This is a genomic window from Pseudomonas sp. S4_EA_1b (assembly GCF_016307435.1).
Classification (GTDB): Bacteria; Pseudomonadota; Gammaproteobacteria; order Pseudomonadales; family Pseudomonadaceae; genus Aquipseudomonas; species Aquipseudomonas rhodesiae.
Genome location: NZ_JAEILC010000045.1, coordinates 1 through 15,345, shown reverse-complemented (window position 1 = coordinate 15,345; position 15,345 = coordinate 1). Strand labels below are relative to the sequence as shown.

The following is a 15,345-nucleotide window of genomic DNA, read 5'->3' as shown; positions in this document are numbered from 1 at the left end:
TATTCCTTGCCGGGCCATGCCCGGGCGGTGGAGTGGGGTAGTCACGACGGCATGTCACGCAATGCGAATATGCGCAGCCAGTTGCTCATCGGTCATGCGGTCGTCGCCACGGATGAATCGAGAAATAAGGTCTTGCTCTTCGTCGATCCCGGTCCTGGCCATGACCCGTTTAAGCGCTGCGTCATCGTTGTGATAGAGCTTCGTGACGATCTGGCGAGACAGCAGGGCGGCTTCTTTGTCCGCCTTGGTCATCTTGTCCCGCTCGCGCTGTTCGCGTTTTCGTTCTGTGGGAGTCTTGGCCATGGCCTACCTCTTCTATTCCGCTGGCCGGCAGTGCGAGCCAGGTTTGACGTTTGCGTTGCTGAACTCGCCGCTTCATCGGAATGCGGGTTTCAGCTTTGGATAGTCGATCTCGTATTCCTTGATCAGGCGCCGGAGCAGGGTTGAGCTGATCTTGAGCTTGATGCTGCACTGATTCTGACTGACCCCAGCGGCGATGCACTCGCCGATACGGACGACCAAAAACGCATCGATGATTGAGTCAACTTTGTTTGGCGGGCTTGGCTGCTTTGGCCTGATGGGGAATGTGATTCCGTACCGGCCAGCGATCCCTTTTAATACGCCGATGGTGATGCCTTCCTTCTCGCAGATATCGCGGCGGCTCATGGTTGGCGCCATCTCGCGGATGCGCGCCACCTGTAGATCGGTCTCAGTTTTGACCGCTTGGCGTTGAAAGAATGGTGGCTGCTTGAGGCTGGCGAGTACTTCCGGCCTGGGCTTTGACTTTCCAGAGCTGTCGATCTTGCCGCCGTCTGCCAGGAACTGCGCAACCTGGGCCGCCAGTTCGTCGGACGCTGGCCGAAGGCGCTCTACTTCGTTCTGTAGGATGCTGATCATGCTGCCGCCTTGCCGAGTGTCACCCCGGCCATACTGAAGTTTGCGCCCTGCGCCGCGACCATCGCGTCGAGCGTTTCCCAGTTGACCGAAAGGACGCTGATCGGCGCTTGACCATATGCCACGGATTTCACCAGGGCCTCGAAGTCCGTCACGTTGGCCTGCAGCGTTACCTGCTCCACCGCTTGGCTCGATATTGGCTTTGCGGTCTGAGCGGCGGGGGCCGTCTGGATCGGCGCGGCGCGGACTGGCTCTGGTGTCGCCGCTTTCTCTACGACCGGCTCTGGCTTGATGGCTGCCAAGCGTTCCGCTTCCTGCTCTTCGGCGATACGCTTCGCTTCGGCCTTTTCTCGCTCCACCTTCTGGTGTTCGGAGATTCGGAATTTGATCAGCGTCACCAGGTCGTCATTGGCCTTGGTAACCAGTTGCTGCACATCGCTGAACAGGAAGTCGTAATCAGCAGCGAGTTCCGCCAGACTGGTCAGGTTCAATCGAATGCTGTCCGCTGCCTGACTTGCATCGATCTTCGCGCGGGCCAGCTCGGTATCAACTGCATCCTGAAGGCTGGCGATGGTGCGCTTGTTCTTCATGGCGCCGGCGAAGTCCGAAACGACATGAGGTAGCGTGACTTTGCCAAGGGTTTTGTTGATTGCGGCGATATGATCCGCCAGCGCCAATTCGGCCTTCTGCTTGATGTTGGTCTTCACCAGCAGCTCTTGAGCCTTAACCAGCTTGTCTACCTTCAGGCGGGTCTCGCGGGCATGGGCGCTGATGCGATCCAGCGACGAAAACAGCTCGTCGATGCTTTGGGTCTGCGACAGAGCTTGTTTCTTGGCGATAGCGACAGCCTCCTCAACATCGCCGCACCACTTGACTGCCTTCTTCGCGTCGGCGAAGTCCTGGTCCGTAGAAAGTGTGGTTTTCACCGAGTCGATGACAGCCAGCGCCGAGTCTTCGAACGCCTTCAGGTTGCTGGCGGTAACCATGCCAGTCAGCTCGATGCGCAAGGCTGGCAACTCATCAGGCGCCTTGCCGACGACAATTGAGGGCGCATCGGCCATCTCGAAGCTGGCCAAGTCTGCCTCGAACTGTTTCCAGCCCTCGATCAACTGGGCCGCGCGCCCGGCGACGGGCCGGTATTCCATGTGCACGAAGTTTTCCGGGGTGCCATCCGAGCAAACAAAGATCACTCGCTCGGCGCCGCTCACCAGCAGTTGCTGCTCTAGCTGCCAGTAATAGTGCGGAGCCAGGTCGCCAGCCTTCACCTGGGCCACGACCGACTCGTTCCAAAGCTTGTGCTCGAACAGCGTCTCGCCGAGCATTGTGGCGCCATCCATGGAGGCGAGCAGATTGCCCTCGGTAGCAACGATCGGATAAAGCTCTTCGCCGATCAGCGCTTCGGTCAACGGCCTGGCCATGGCTTCGGTTGCGTGGCCTTTTTCGAAGATGAACTGCTGCGATGGCGTGACGTCCGGTGTGATACCGGTTTTTTTGGCCTTCAGCAAGTCGGTGCGCGATTGGTGCTTTGACACGCCCATCATTGCGGGGGCTTCGGAAGCGGTGCGGTACTGAGCGCGGAGGGCAAGCCACTCGGCGGAGCCTTGAGCTACGTTGTGAATTTTCATGCTGCGTCTCCATCGAGGGCTTTGAGGTTGGTGATTTTTTCAATCTGCGCCGGGCTCAGCGTGTATTTGCTGCTGATGGTCGCAATGAGGTGTTCAGGACTGGTGCGGTTCGAGTCAATTAGTGGCTGCCACTTCACGATGTTCTCGGTCAGCAAGTCGTCGGAGTAGGCGGGCAGCGCTTCCGGTTCGGGCTGGGCTTGCTGCCGAGGGCTGACATCGCGCGGCGGTTCCTCGAAGGCCTTGCCTTCCATCTCGTCCGCCGTTGGCGCCGATCCGACTTCAGGGAATGCTTTGCGCAGGGCCTGGGCCTCGGCGCATTTGGCGAGCTGGGCAAATGCTCGACGCTTCCACATGGCGTTGGGCGCCGCAGTGTCCTTGCTGGCTGTTGCGTAGTTTTCGATCCAGCGCTCGTTGGCTGTGTATTCGGCCACCAGGCCGTTGCTCATCTGGCGCTTGACCGTCACGCGGCACCATTCTGGGTACGTGACATCTACGCCGCTCAACTTCGCAGTCACTGGAGGGCCATATTCTGGCTCGCTGATTCCTGCGTACTGGCCGGTGCGCGCTGCCTGGATGCGGTACAGGCCGATGCCGGGCATCACCGTGTCCTGCATCTTTTTCGTCTTCGAGTTCCAGATCGGAACGATGTGCACCGGTTTCAACATTGGGTCCAGGTGCGCGGCCTGGCAGTAGGCCAGGACCATCACAACAGAGTTCTTTTCTGCGCCGGGGTAGAGGCTGCTACTCAGCACCTCAACGAGAGCGGCCTCGGACATCGCAGGCGTATTGTCGTCCTGCTTCATTACTGCGGACATAGAGAATCCTTGCCGCGATGCTCGCAGCGATTGAAGGTATTGGTTATTGAGTAATTGCCCCGGCGTATGCGCTGAGCATCATCCAGGTCGTAAACAATGCGAGTGCTATGGCAGACCCGCGCCAGAAGCAGTAGCGCTTGGCTCTTTGGTAATTGGTCATGGCTATACCCGTTCAGCTTTTTCGCATTCCGCAGCCAGTTTCAGGAGATTCCGTGTAGTCGGCCTGAAGCCCTCGGTATTTGGATACATCGCGAATTGATGATCGTGTGGATACTCTTTGAACGGGCCGTGCCAAGGCCACATCTGGAGCCAGGAAGCCCATACGGTGTACGACTCGTAGCTGTCGCCGCTGTATGAGTCATACCCGCCGCCGACGCTCGGGCAATGACGAACATTTGAGTTTTCATCGTAGGCAAGTTCAGAGTGGTCATCATCGATCCAGGCTCGCCCGTACAAGCATGGATACAGCTGAACAAGGCGCTTGCTCAGCTTCTTCTCGATACGCGGGTTCATACACTCACCTTGCAAGTCCAGCGGCCCGCACACTTGCAAGGCTGCTCGATCCATTTCACGTCTACCAGAAACAAGAAACCCTGATTTCTCAGGGCCTCGGCGATACCTTTGAATGAACCGGCGGTGATTGTCATGCCGCGTCTCCTTGATAGCTGCTCTCGTAGATACGGTGCAGGCGCTCGGTGTAGTGGGCATCCTCGGCAGCGTCGATCACGCCAAGGGTGCGGAAGATCAGGATTGCGGTGTTGGCCGAAGCCTTGACGGCTATCGGGCTGCACTCGGGGTCAATCACCCGTGCGATGTAGCTTTCCAGCATGCCGACAGCGAGGTCGTGCTGGGATGGTGAATGCTCACTTAGGCTCATGCTGCACACCGCCTTTCCCGGCTCTTGCGGGAATCAATTTCATGCCAAAGGGCCACGGTGATCTGCGGCCCGTACTGATGGGCCAGCACCGGCAGTTGATAGTCCGGCACATCCATCCGAACACCGTCCTCGTCGTAGCAGACGCCCGACACCAGCTTGAACTCCAGTTCCCGGTCGCCCTGGGCGTCCCAGTCGCTGTTCCAGCTGCCATAGCACGGCGGCTCATTCACGCAATGGGTCACCTCCACCTGGAGGACAAACCCCTCAACAACTATTTCGTGTTCCATGATTGCCTCCAGGGTGGCGTTATTCGGTGGGCGGGGCGGGGAGTGGCTGCCAGTGGGTCGGCTCGTCGTCGTCACAGAAGCCGCCATCCCACGATGACCAGCATGCTCCTGAGTCATACTCGTAGTTGCCCAAGTAGGTGCCATTTGAGTGGAACTCTGCTTCTGATTTTGTCCATTCAATCCAGGCACCCGCTGTTACCCGGTCGCCTTTGCGCAGGATGATTTCGGTGCCATCGCGCGGCGCACTCGCAATTTCCTTCCAATCGCTCATGGCGACCTCCAGTGTTTGGGGTTAGGCTTCGATTTCGGTAACTTCAAACTCTGCGTCAGGGTCATCGTCCGCGTAGTTTTCGCGGAATGCCTCGGCAAGAGTTGAAACCCCGCCGCCATTGCCCGATGTAAACCCCGTGGCCGCGTAATCTGCGTCAGCGCGATCATCGAAGCCCACGCACTCACTACCTGACTCATTCCAGACCAAGTAAATCGTCGTCATGACTCTCTCCATTCGTTGGTTCACCCGGTTAAAGGCGAGGCGTAAAAAAGCCCGAACATTGCCCGGGCTTTTACCTTCGTATGTAACAAGCCTGCCGGGCGCATGAGGCGTCGGGCAGCTATTGGCTAGTCCATGATGAAGCCCTCCGTTGTTCGCTCACTGGAATGAATGGGGATGCAGGTGGGCGGTTATAGGCCGCAGTTTCGTCCGCATCGGATATAGCTCGAATCCCTCCGAATGTTGCCCGTCTTCGCCGCGACAAAACCCGCTCTGGCTCAGGACAAGGTGGCCACCCTGCTATCACAGAGAAGGCCGAGCTATATCCGATACGGCCTGAGCATGCCTTCAGGCGCCAGGGGATCGGGCAGTTAACGACAGGCTGTCGTGGCGCTGGTTGTTCAGTGAAAGGAGACGGCGCCGTTATCTGCGCCGAGGTCAAAAGCAACGCGCCACTCTTGGTATTTCTCCCAGAAATAGCCGCCTACTGCTTCGGCCTTTTCGGAGAACTCGGCGTAATCCTTAGCAAGCTTCGCGCTTACCACTGGGCCGATCGTGCCTTCGCAGTCGCTGAAGTTGATCTGCTCGGCGAATGGCCCCTGAGCGCCGCCCCAGCAAGCAACGCAATAGCTTTCAACTTGGCGGCCGTACTGTTCGCGTATCTCAGCCGGGTAGCCAGCAAGCTTGGCTAGTTCTTCCCGCCAAGCGTTGTAGGTGCCGTATCCAGTGCTGAGGCCTGAGCATTCACCGTCGGTGCGGTAAGCCATGCCCTCGGTCAGCCCCTGCATCCGCCCTGGAAAGTCCTCGTTGCTGTAGAACGAGGTGAAGTTGTCGTAATCGACCAGCTTGCCGTCGCTATCGCGCTCAGCATCAGGCGCCTCTACGAGCTTGCTGTAAGCGGTGATATCCAGTCCCATCGTCTTGCCCTCGTTTGATTTTCCGGATGACCCTGTCGCCAAGGTCATCGAGGAAATCTGTTGTCTCCACCACGCATCGGTCCGAGTCGTCTCTCACCGGCGCCGCACATTTCGTGTTCGATGCATTGCCAGTTTGTGTGCGTGGTTTCGCGTACTCACATGTGGGAGTACGGCAGCTACCAGAGGCTGCATGGACGACGGTTTAGCTTTCTCACCACCGGGGTTGCCGGTACGTCGTTGGGTCACGTCAGGTTGTGTAAAGAGCGGCGGGCTGTGAGGCCCTGGCGAGTCCCTGTTGGGTGACTCGATGGAGCTAATATCTCCTATGGAAATATTTGTGTCAACTCCAATGGAGATAATTTTTATCGAAGGCACAAAAAAGCCCGCTCAGTGGCGGGCCGGAATTACTTAATATCCATGAGCTTTACGGAAGGGTGCAGTCCCGTCCGCGGACATTGATGAATAATCCCTCAATACGACACCTGACTACAATCGCCTGTCCTTTCCTGAGGCTTGCAAGGCGATTCGCAAGGTCAGGAGAAAAATATGCCTGAACAGATCGGTATCGCGATGCACCGGCACCGTCCAACGTTATGTACAGGTCATCGCTTAGGTCCTTCTTTATGCTTGCTATGTATCCGCTTACGTCGACAATGCTTCCGCGATACGAGCGATCAGCGGAAACTTCGTTCTGCTCATATGCGGAAATTATATCGCGCGCAGTTACGCTCGCTATTGGCTGCCTAGAAAAGTAAGACTCCAGGACCATATCGCTGGTGGTGCGAACAGAATTTCCACCCAGGTAATACCAGCCCGTGATCGCCATGCCCAGCAGCAATAGAACGAAAGAGCCGAGTCCGGACGACCTTTTTCTTTTTGCGACATAGCTTCCACCAATGGGAGCATCTGCACGAAAAGGAGCGCTTGCCATTGGCCTTCCGCAGCTAGGGCATATGGGGGCAGCATCAGATATTTCTTTGTTGCAGTCCGGGCAAGATATGAGAGGCATGCGGAATCCTTATTCCTTGGAGTCGTTCATAGGTTGAATTCTATCGCATGCAATATAGGAAAAGGGCTATGTCGATTTCGCCCTGGTGATGCGCTGATCCCTGACCTCATCCGCATAGCCCGCCAGCTTGTCCTCGGCATCCGGAAAGCTGCCAATGATCGTGAGCAGCTCCCTGGCATCACTCTCGAACCCCGCATCAGACAGCCTTATGGCCATCTTCATCAGGTCGACGCCTGACCACTTGATCAGGGCCGCCGCCTCTTTCAGGTCGCGGCGCAGTTGCTGGTTGGGTTTGGTAAGGGACATGATTCCTCCTATAGCATCCCGCCACGCCAGACGACGCGCCCTATAATGCGAACCTCGTTTATCTCCCCGTCACGCAGTGTCTCGTCGCGGTAGAGCGGGTTGTCGCTCCGAATGATCCAGCCGTCGAAGTCCGACTTCACCAGACGTTTCACGATCGTGCCCTTTGATTCGCTCTGCATGGCGAATATCTGGCCGTCCTTCGGTTCCACTCTCGACTCATCCACCAGCAGCACGTCGCCGTCATTGATTGTCGGCTCCATGCTGTGTCCGTTCGCATAGATCACGTCCAGGTGTTTCTGGTTGAGGTTGTTTGCGCGCAGCCAGGCCGACTTGAACGCCATCACGCCGCGGATCTCGACGTGCGGGTTGTCTTCGCCGTCACCGGTTGATCCTCGCGCAGTCAGTTGCAGTACGCCGGTGTACCCGGGCTCATCGTTCAGATCGAAGCTGCGCGGGGGAGTGCGGCCGTCCGCATCTGGGGCGGCCAGCGCCTGACTCAAGCCTGCAGCCGAAGCCATGCGGCCTATGTCGTCCTCGATGCGCTTACTGAAAGAACCAATCGGCACGCCCAGCATTTCGGCCATAGAAACAGCAAGCTTCTGTGTGAGCGGGCGATGGCCATTCAGATGGCTACCAAGCGTTCCCTGGCTCATACCGACAGCGTGCGCGATCTCGTCCTGGGTCAGGCGTTTGTCCTTCGGGCGTGAGGCATTGAAGTCCGCAATGGCCTTTTTCAAGGCCGCGCACTCCTCCCGCTCCCAATCAAGCAATTGGCGTCTTTCTTTATTCATTTCGCAAGAATATTCCCACAGGAAATAGTTAACCATCTCCATTGGAGTTGCAAAGTATCTCCACGGGAGATAATCTGCCGGCATGAATGCCAATGGAGGTATGGCCATGAGCCGAATCACTCTCAATCAGTTCGCTATCAGCAAGGGCCAAACCAAGGCCGCTCAGTTGCTCGGTATGTCCCAGGGTGCGCTGAACAAAGCACTCAGGGTTGGCCGGGACATTTTCGTGACCGAGGCATCGGACGGCACCTTTCATGCCGAAGAGGTTCGCCCGTTCCCAAGCCAAAACCAGCTTAAAAAATCAGCCGCTTAAACCAATTCATCAGCCACTGGAGACAAACGATGCACTTTGACCCAAGCCACATGCACGACAAGCCCACAAAGGTCCGCCTGGATGAGGTGGCCGACGACCTGCTGACCGCCATGGCCAGGTTCCAGCGGACCCAGAAAGCAGTACTCGCCCGGGAAATCCTCGAGCGCGGCCTGAACCAGATGATGGAAGAGCTTAACGCGAAAACAGACGTGGCCTGAAGTGGCTAGGGAGGGACTGTGCCTGAAAGAAAACCGCTGGAAATCCAGCTCGATTGGCAGGGAGTCGCTGATCTGGAGTTGTTGGCCAGACGCAACGGAGTAACCCCCGAAGAGCTGGCCGCAACAATCATGAACCGGGCGCTGGATCGAATGACCCGGCCACCAAAGAGCCGGAGCAACGTCGCTTCCATAGGACGAAAGGGCTGATTAGCCCCTCAGGGACTATTGAGGATCTGCCAGTGAAACAACCAAGCAGTAAATCGGACGCACAAAAAAGCCACCGGGCAATGGTGGCTTTTCGTGCAGCACATTCAAAAACGTTCTGGAGCGAATAATGCCTATTCCCCAATCAGTCGTCAACATTAACGAATCCGCGCCACGTTTTCTGCAATCGCAAAACGTGGCGCGGAATGATTTTCACCTTTGCGCAGCAATGAGTGCCGCGAAGCAAATCCGCTTCCAGTACTCCAAGCCATCCAAGACAAAGCTCGTGCGCGAATGCCTTGACCAGCTCCGGGCATTCCTGGCGTCGTCGAAAGGCGTCCGCCCATGAGCAATGTCATTCCTCTCAAAATCACCGGGGGTTTCACCCGGATGGAAAACAAGCTCATCGAGGCCTTGATGGTTGTCGATTTGCCTGGGCGCGAACTGAAGGTTGCGCTGTACGTTGCCAGAGCCACCATAGGCTATCAGGTGGCCGAAGCACGCATCCAGGCTACCGAGATATCCAAGGCGACCAACATTCACCCTGACGTGGCTTCCAAGGCCATCAGCCACTTGTTGAAGCGCCGTATCCTGTACCGGGTTGGTGGTGCGCGTGGTGATATCGGTATCAGCGAGCCTTCTGAATGGCTCTTCTACGACACAAAAAAAGAATGTCCGAATCAGACCATATCGTCCGACTCGGATCATTCTGGCCGAGTCGTCAGCATTGCGAGACAGACCAAATCCGACGACTCCCTTCTTTATACAAAGAAAGAACCCCTAGTAACTGTTCCTACGGAACAGATTACTGCCCCCCAAGGGGCTCAACCCACTCAGCCTGAAATCAAAATCGAAAAGGCCGCAACGCTGGTTTCGTTCGATGGCGAAGATTTCGAAGTCGACGCCATCCTGATCACCAAGTGGGCAGAAGCCTACTCGCCGATTGACGTTGAGGCCGAGATCAAACGTGCCGCCGCCTGGGCCAGCGGGAGCAAACCGAAAAAGGACTGGCGCCGCTTCCTGGTCAACTGGCTGGGGCGCGAATTCAAGAAAAACCCATGGGGCGCGTCCGAGGCAGGTGTTCCGGTGGACAAGATCATCGACCTGTACCACAAGGTCTGCCCGAACCTGCCAGCCGTTACCGTGACAAGCGACAGAGTGCTGCGCAGCATGATCGCCGAGCGTTGGAATGAATCACCGTCGCACCAAAGCGGTCAGGGCTTCTGGCTCCCGTTCTTCCAGAAGGCCAACAACCGCAGCCAAGTGTTCTTCCGTGGCGCCAGCGTGGCTCCTCGCCTTGAATCCCTGGTCAACCGTGCCGTCTTCCGCGAAATCTCGGAGGCGACCCAATGATGGAACTTCACAGTATCGAGGCTGAGCACGGCGTTATCGGCGCCATGCTTTGCCAGCCTCATCTGATCGATGTGCTCAGCGACCAGTTATCGGCCGACGCCTTCTCGTGGGAAGACAACGCCGAGCTGTACCGCCTGATCCTCGAAATGCACGCCGACGGGCAGCCTGTCGATATCGTCACGCTGCATGACCGCCGCGCCGAACTTGCCAGCGGTGTTCGTGTTGCCGCGTATGCCGCCGAGATTCAGTCGAATACGGCCAGCGTTGCCAACGCAATGGTCTACGCGAAGATCATCCGGGAGCGCGCCGTATGCCGCCTGATGTCGGCCGCCGCCGCCAGAATCAACGAGGTGGCCCACGAAGAGGCGAGCATCGAGGACAAGATTTCCCTCGCTCAATCCATCGTGCTTAGCCTGGACAGCACGGGTAGCGATGGTGAATGCCAGATGATTGGCGACATCCTGATCGAACACGTTGAGGTACTTCAAGATCGTCTGGACAAGTTCGCCGCAGGGATCGTCATCGACGGACTGGGTACCGGAATTCCTGATCTTGACTCATACACCCAGGGGCTCAAGTCCGGTCAGATGGTCGTGGTGGCTGGGCGCCCAGCGATGGGCAAGACCACTCTGGCAATGAACATCGCCGCCGACGTGGCGATCAATCAGAAAAAACCGGTGCTAGTGATCAGCTTGGAAATGAGCAAGACCCAGCTGATGGATCGTCTGCTTGCAGCCGTAGGCGGGATTCCTCTCCCGTCGCTGAAGACTGGTGAGTGCAGCAATGATCACGCCACCGAGCTGAACATGGCGGTCATGCGCATGCGTGACGCGCCTATCGCCGTGTCGGACGTTCCGGTCATGACTATGCCGCGCATCCGCTCAATTTCCCGTCGCCAGTCGCACCGCATGGGCTCTTTGGGCCTCGTGGTGATCGACTACCTGGGCTTGGTTGAGGGTGAAGGGAAGGGTAGGACTGAGGACGTTACCGCCATGTCCCGCCAAATCAAGCTGCTGGCCCGTGAGCTTGATTGCCCAGTGATCATCCTATCGCAACTCAACCGAGGCTGTGAAAGCCGTCCAGACAAGCGCCCGGTACTCAGCGACCTGCGCGAGTCGGGCGCCATCGAGCAGGACGCCGATATCGTCATGTTCGTGTACCGCGACGAGGTGTACCACCCAAACACCCAGGACAAGGGGATTGGCGAAATCATCATCCGCAAGAACCGAGACGGCGAGATCGGCACAGTTCCTACGGCCTTTCAGGGTGCCAAGTCCCGATTCCTGCCGCTGGCCAACCACGCCCGGCAAGACAACGTCGTAAAGGTGAATTTCTGATGAGAGACAAGCAAGCGATATTCCGCTACGGCGGTTACGAAATGCGCTCCCATTCGGAGACTCGCTGGGCGGCGATGATGGATGCGATGGGGGTGGCCTGGTTATACGAGCCGCGCACCGTGACCACCCGCCACGGCGGCTACATGCCTGACTTCTTCCTGCCGGCTGTTGGCGCATTTGTCGAAGTTAAAGGGCCCGTCCCGAGCCAGGCCGAGCGTGAAAAGGCATGGGATGCCCAGCAAATCACGGGATTCCCGGTGGTATTCGCTTACGGCCGCGCCGAGATGATTGGCGGTGAGTTGTTTCACGGGATGCTGAGCTATTTCAGTGAGCGCGGCGAGGTCAGCTATTCGACTGCCGAGATCGGCGCAGCGGTACGGCGGTGGTTCGGCATTCACACCTACGCCGCATATCTTTCCGCCGGCGAGCATCAGCAACGACCTGACTGCGTCTGCATTGGCCACATCGTCGAAGAGGTCATCACCGGCTGGATGGATCGTCAGGCGCGCGAGACGTACCTGAAGGGCCTCCACGGGCCAATCAACCACCGGAAGCTGGCACAGCATCGCCAGGCCAGTCGCGCCGAATGGGCACTTTCTCAATTTTCTCAAAAAATCATCCAGTGCTGGAATGCACGGGAGGCCGCGTGATGAAACGAGCAAACCCAGCCCAGCTACGCCAATCCATTGAGGCTGCCAGCGCCCTGGTCAAGTGCGGAATCCGTTTCGTGTGCATGCCGGTGGTGGATGAGGCGGACGGTATGAATCTGGCCAGTCAGGCCGCCGAGCGCCTGGAGCGCATGGCATTGATCGCAGAAGCAGGGGAGAAGCGGACATGACCGACAAGATGCGTGAAGAGTTTGAGGTTGCCTACCAGGCCGCATGCCTGAGCCGTGCAGTGGCGCGGTTTGATCCTTCAGTTTTCGCAAAGGATCACTGTGATGATTACCTGAATTCGCTGGTGCAATCTGCGTGGTGGGGCTGGCAGGCATCCCGCGAGGCGCTGGTGATTGATCTGCCAAAGGTAATTGGTTCGCTCATGTATTCGAGTGATGTCTACGAGGCAGTCGAAGCTGCCGGCCTGAAGGTGAAGTCATGAACATTCATTCGATGCCACACGACGCAACGGTCAAGCACAAGGCCCTGCCGAAGTCTTGCCTTCTGAAGGTCACCTTCCTGCCATGGCGCTATCAGGCATGCAGGAGCTTTATGCGTAGCCGAGGGGCGAATCACTTATCGATTTGGGCGTGGAGATTCCACGTAGTCATTCGGCGCCCCTGGATGGCAGGTCCAGCACGCCAACTACATCCTGAGCTGTTTGAGGTGAAGCCATGACCTACGTCAGAGAGCAATCATCTACCGAGCTCGCTGTGCACATGCGCAGCTTGCAGAAGATGCCAGGCTGGCATGACCCACTTGCAGACCGCTTGTGGCAGGAGGTTGAAGCGCTCAAGGCCGAAGTCGCCGGCCTACGCACCGGCTACGAAGCCTACGAGCGGGTCAATGCTGAGCTGAAGGCTGAGAACGAGGCGCTGCGAGGGGTTATGAGCGCCGTAGTCAGTGAGATTCCAGGTGCGCGCATCAGCCGTGCGGGGAATGCCCCCGGCCACTGTCACTCAATTCCAGGTGTATGGGATGAAGACAACGGCTCCAAGGCCGGCAAGGAGTGCGCATGGTGCAAGGTTTGGAATTACGCCGTCTCCATGGGCAAGGGAGACCGGCCATGACCACCTTCGGCGTATTCGTGCTGGGCCTGCTGATCGGTGGTGCCCTGGTGTTCTACCTCGAAAGCCTGGAGAAGCGGCCATGACCAATCTCCAGATCCGCAATGAATCAGACCGCACCAGGGCCATGGGCTACATCGCCGGATTGGACCTGGCCAGGCCCAAGAAGCTGGCCATCACCGAAGTAGACCGCAGTGGGGAGCAGAACAAGGCCCTGCACGCGGCATTGGCCGATATCGCCGCCCAGGTCGAACACGCCGGGAAGAAGTGGGATGTCCTGATCTGGAAACGCCTTCTGACGGCCGCCTGGCTGCGCGAGACAGGCGATCAGCCGCAGATGATACCGGCGGTAGACGGCAACGGCTTCGACGTCATCTACGAGCGCACCAGCAAGCTCACCGTGAAGCAGTGCGGTGAGTTGATCGAGTGGGTGCATGCCTTCGGCGCCGAGCACCAGGTGCGCTGGACGCAAAAAGATCATTGGGGTGGCCGCTATGACTAACAACTTCAAGCCGGGCGACTTGGCGCTGACGCTGGTGGGGAATGATCTGTATCCGGCAATGAGCCAGGTAGAGCTAATTGAGGCGCTAAAAACTGGAGATGTTTGGACCTACAAAGGATTGACTCTACCACTTGCAAAGGATGTGTGGGTTTGCCGCGCCAGGTACTGGGAAATGATTTATCAGTCCAGCGATTTGATGCCCCTTCGCGGCGAATTCACCCATGAGCAGCATAAAGCCAAGGAGGCTGTATGACCATCGAGCGGAAGCCGGCCAAGCCGAAGAAATGCCGCGTTGCTACGTGCAGGGCCTTATTCGTCCCTTCGCGCATGGGTCAGGCGGTGTGCAGCCCAGCGTGCGCAATGATCGACGCGCCCAGGCATGAGCCGAAGGCACGCAAGGCGCTGGCGGATATCGAGCGCAAGGACATCAAGGTCCGCAAGGAGGCCCTGAAAAGTCGCGCCGACCACCTCAAGGATGCAGAGAAGGCCGTGCGCGATTACCGCCGCACCTACGAGCTGAGCATCGGCAGTGGGTGCATCAGCTGCGGTGACACTCAGGAGTCGATCCTGAGCGCCCAGGGCTGGAAGACCGGAGGGGCATTTGACGCAGGCCATTTCCTCGGCAAGGGCGCTCGCCCGGAACTGAGGCTGGTGCCGACCAATATCTGGCTCCAGTGCAAAAGCTGTAACGCCGGGTCGTCGAAGTTCGCTCGCAAGGGCGAGACCGTTTCACAGGCGTTCCGCACCGGGCTCGTCGCTCGGATCGGCCTGGAAGCAGTGGAAGCGCTCGAAGCCGATCACCAGCCACGCAAGCACACCGTGGAAGAACTCAAGGCGATCACCGCCGAATACCGGGCCAAGACCCGCGCACTGAAGAAGGAGCAAGCCGCATGAAGCTGATCAACGCAAGGCAGGTTTGGACAGAGGCTCAGCACGAATCGAACGCGTCGATCAGCGCCGTGGCCATTGATAAAGCGCAATCCGCGCCGATCAAGAAGGGGCAGCGCATGCGGCGCGCAGAAGCCGTATTTGCTGCACTGGGGGAGGACAAGGAGGAACGCATTCAGGTCGTGCGCCAGAAGATCAGCATCAGCGAAACACGCGGAACGCCGCTTGGCCGGTCTACTGCCCGCGCCGCTCACCTGGCTACCATCGGTAAGGTGTTGCGCGCCATCGACACGCTGCCCTTCCAGGTGCAGCAGTTCGGCCACTACCTGTACCACCCGGCGATGAACATGCGGCACCTGCTGAATGCGGTGCTGCTGATCACCGCCAAGGCAGCATTGCCGGACCTGACATCGGCCAAGCGCGTGAAGGCGCAATACCTGGTGACCCTGGCCCTGCAGTCGTACAAAGGGGAGGTGGCCGGATCTGCCGAGTGGGGGCCGGCGCGGGTAGCCGCCGAGATGAACACGTTCTTCGGCGTGACCATCGACCCGAAGAACTGGACTCGCGATTGGCTCGACCTGTGGGAATCCCTGAAAGAAGTGATCAAGGAAGTGGATATTCAGGCGCAGCAGCCGGTGTGGCAGGTGATTCACGCGGAAAAAGATCAGGAGGCGGCATAATCATATTGACATGACGGGGAATTCCGCGTACTTTTCCCATAGTGCACAAGTAACGCGAAACGCACACGAAACCCTGAACCCGGCCATCGAGCCGGGTTTTTTATGTGCGCCCAGCA

Annotated in this window: 27 protein-coding genes; 13 read left to right on the top strand and 14 right to left on the bottom strand. The window is 58.1% G+C overall.

The window, feature by feature from the left end; translation table 11 throughout:
• Window positions 1-54: 54 nt before the first annotated feature.
• The 14 genes from YA0848_RS15010 to YA0848_RS14945 all read right to left on the bottom strand — a co-directional run bounded on the left by YA0848_RS15010 (window position 55) and on the right by YA0848_RS14945 (window position 8,011).
• Window positions 55-303: a hypothetical protein gene (locus YA0848_RS15010; protein ID WP_198731370.1), complete on the bottom strand. Its 249-nt coding sequence runs from the start codon at window positions 301-303 to the stop codon at window positions 55-57.
• A gap of 72 nt (window positions 304-375) precedes the next feature.
• Window positions 376-897 carry a hypothetical protein gene (locus YA0848_RS15005; protein ID WP_198731369.1) on the bottom strand — a complete coding sequence of 174 codons (522 nt, stop codon included), beginning with the start codon at window positions 895-897 and terminating at the stop codon, window positions 376-378.
• The gene (locus YA0848_RS15000) at window positions 894-2,519 is read right to left on the bottom strand and encodes a YqaJ viral recombinase family protein (protein WP_198731368.1); all 1,626 of its coding nucleotides are present in this window, start codon (window positions 2,517-2,519) and stop codon (window positions 894-896) included. The genes YA0848_RS15005 and YA0848_RS15000 overlap by 4 nt, the downstream gene beginning before the upstream one ends.
• Entirely contained in the window at window positions 2,516-3,322 is an 807-nt protein-coding gene (gene bet, locus YA0848_RS14995) for a phage recombination protein Bet (RefSeq protein ID WP_198731377.1), read from the bottom strand. Before bet ends, YA0848_RS15000 begins: the two co-directional genes overlap by 4 nt.
• A 174-nt stretch (window positions 3,323-3,496) precedes the next feature.
• Complete coding sequence (locus tag YA0848_RS14990) at window positions 3,497-3,847, bottom strand: hypothetical protein (RefSeq protein ID WP_198731367.1); 351 nt, start codon at window positions 3,845-3,847, stop codon at window positions 3,497-3,499.
• Window positions 3,844-3,981, bottom strand: coding sequence for a hypothetical protein (locus tag YA0848_RS14985; RefSeq protein ID WP_178114446.1), 138 nt, complete (start codon window positions 3,979-3,981; stop codon window positions 3,844-3,846). Before YA0848_RS14985 ends, YA0848_RS14990 begins: the two co-directional genes overlap by 4 nt.
• Window positions 3,978-4,211, bottom strand: a complete 234-nt coding sequence (locus YA0848_RS14980; RefSeq protein ID WP_198731366.1) for a hypothetical protein — start codon at window positions 4,209-4,211, stop codon at window positions 3,978-3,980. The genes YA0848_RS14985 and YA0848_RS14980 overlap by 4 nt, the downstream gene beginning before the upstream one ends.
• Window positions 4,208-4,498, bottom strand: a complete 291-nt coding sequence (locus YA0848_RS14975) for a hypothetical protein (RefSeq protein WP_198731365.1) — start codon at window positions 4,496-4,498, stop codon at window positions 4,208-4,210. The genes YA0848_RS14980 and YA0848_RS14975 overlap by 4 nt, the downstream gene beginning before the upstream one ends.
• Window positions 4,499-4,517: 19 nt before the next feature.
• A complete protein-coding gene (locus tag YA0848_RS14970; RefSeq protein WP_198731364.1) occupies window positions 4,518-4,769 on the bottom strand; it encodes a DUF551 domain-containing protein in 252 nt (83 codons plus the stop codon).
• Between the two features lie 21 nt (window positions 4,770-4,790).
• Complete coding sequence (locus YA0848_RS14965) at window positions 4,791-4,991, bottom strand: hypothetical protein (RefSeq protein ID WP_198731363.1); 201 nt, start codon at window positions 4,989-4,991, stop codon at window positions 4,791-4,793.
• Between the two features lie 398 nt (window positions 4,992-5,389).
• Window positions 5,390-5,905: a hypothetical protein gene (locus YA0848_RS14960; RefSeq protein WP_198731362.1), complete on the bottom strand. Its 516-nt coding sequence runs from the start codon at window positions 5,903-5,905 to the stop codon at window positions 5,390-5,392.
• 424 nt (window positions 5,906-6,329) lie between these two features.
• Complete coding sequence (locus YA0848_RS36665; RefSeq protein WP_373562126.1) at window positions 6,330-6,674, bottom strand: OB-fold protein; 345 nt, start codon at window positions 6,672-6,674, stop codon at window positions 6,330-6,332.
• A 306-nt stretch (window positions 6,675-6,980) separates the two neighbouring features.
• On the bottom strand, window positions 6,981-7,220 hold the full coding sequence (locus YA0848_RS14950) for a hypothetical protein (protein ID WP_044274853.1): 240 nt from the start codon (window positions 7,218-7,220) through the stop codon (window positions 6,981-6,983).
• Window positions 7,221-7,228: 8 nt separating this feature from the next.
• Entirely contained in the window at window positions 7,229-8,011 is a 783-nt protein-coding gene (locus tag YA0848_RS14945; protein WP_044274917.1) for a LexA family transcriptional regulator, read from the bottom strand.
• A 106-nt stretch (window positions 8,012-8,117) separates the two neighbouring features.
• On the opposite strand from YA0848_RS14945, the gene YA0848_RS14940 reads away from it, so the two are divergent.
• The 13 genes from YA0848_RS14940 (at window position 8,118) to YA0848_RS14880 (ending at window position 15,229) form a co-directional block, all read left to right on the top strand.
• Window positions 8,118-8,324 (top strand): Cro/CI family transcriptional regulator, encoded by a 207-nt coding sequence (locus YA0848_RS14940; RefSeq protein WP_044274852.1) that lies wholly within the window; start codon window positions 8,118-8,120, stop codon window positions 8,322-8,324.
• A 29-nt stretch (window positions 8,325-8,353) separates the two neighbouring features.
• Complete coding sequence (locus YA0848_RS14935; protein ID WP_010568074.1) at window positions 8,354-8,542, top strand: hypothetical protein; 189 nt, start codon at window positions 8,354-8,356, stop codon at window positions 8,540-8,542.
• Window positions 8,543-8,876: 334 nt separating this feature from the next.
• A complete protein-coding gene (locus tag YA0848_RS14930) occupies window positions 8,877-9,095 on the top strand; it encodes a hypothetical protein (RefSeq protein WP_198731379.1) in 219 nt (72 codons plus the stop codon).
• On the top strand, window positions 9,092-10,099 hold the full coding sequence (locus tag YA0848_RS14925) for a replication protein (protein ID WP_198731361.1): 1,008 nt from the start codon (window positions 9,092-9,094) through the stop codon (window positions 10,097-10,099). The genes YA0848_RS14930 and YA0848_RS14925 overlap by 4 nt, the downstream gene beginning before the upstream one ends.
• A complete protein-coding gene (gene dnaB / locus YA0848_RS14920; RefSeq protein ID WP_198731360.1) occupies window positions 10,096-11,436 on the top strand; it encodes a replicative DNA helicase in 1,341 nt (446 codons plus the stop codon). Before YA0848_RS14925 ends, dnaB begins: the two co-directional genes overlap by 4 nt.
• Entirely contained in the window at window positions 11,436-12,086 is a 651-nt protein-coding gene (locus tag YA0848_RS14915) for a hypothetical protein (RefSeq protein WP_198731359.1), read from the top strand. Before dnaB ends, YA0848_RS14915 begins: the two co-directional genes overlap by 1 nt.
• The gene (locus YA0848_RS14910; protein WP_198731358.1) at window positions 12,086-12,274 is read left to right on the top strand and encodes a DUF1382 family protein; all 189 of its coding nucleotides are present in this window, start codon (window positions 12,086-12,088) and stop codon (window positions 12,272-12,274) included. The genes YA0848_RS14915 and YA0848_RS14910 overlap by 1 nt, the downstream gene beginning before the upstream one ends.
• A complete protein-coding gene (locus YA0848_RS14905; RefSeq protein ID WP_198731357.1) occupies window positions 12,271-12,534 on the top strand; it encodes a hypothetical protein in 264 nt (87 codons plus the stop codon). The genes YA0848_RS14910 and YA0848_RS14905 overlap by 4 nt, the downstream gene beginning before the upstream one ends.
• A gap of 232 nt (window positions 12,535-12,766) precedes the next feature.
• On the top strand, window positions 12,767-13,162 hold the full coding sequence (locus YA0848_RS14900; protein ID WP_198731378.1) for a hypothetical protein: 396 nt from the start codon (window positions 12,767-12,769) through the stop codon (window positions 13,160-13,162).
• Between the two features lie 79 nt (window positions 13,163-13,241).
• Complete coding sequence (locus YA0848_RS14895) at window positions 13,242-13,661, top strand: recombination protein NinB (protein WP_198731356.1); 420 nt, start codon at window positions 13,242-13,244, stop codon at window positions 13,659-13,661.
• A complete protein-coding gene (locus YA0848_RS14890) occupies window positions 13,654-13,914 on the top strand; it encodes a hypothetical protein (protein WP_198731355.1) in 261 nt (86 codons plus the stop codon). Before YA0848_RS14895 ends, YA0848_RS14890 begins: the two co-directional genes overlap by 8 nt.
• The gene (locus tag YA0848_RS14885) at window positions 13,911-14,555 is read left to right on the top strand and encodes a recombination protein NinG (RefSeq protein ID WP_198731354.1); all 645 of its coding nucleotides are present in this window, start codon (window positions 13,911-13,913) and stop codon (window positions 14,553-14,555) included. Before YA0848_RS14890 ends, YA0848_RS14885 begins: the two co-directional genes overlap by 4 nt.
• Window positions 14,552-15,229: a hypothetical protein gene (locus YA0848_RS14880; protein WP_198731353.1), complete on the top strand. Its 678-nt coding sequence runs from the start codon at window positions 14,552-14,554 to the stop codon at window positions 15,227-15,229. Before YA0848_RS14885 ends, YA0848_RS14880 begins: the two co-directional genes overlap by 4 nt.
• Window positions 15,230-15,345: the final 116 nt, after the last annotated feature.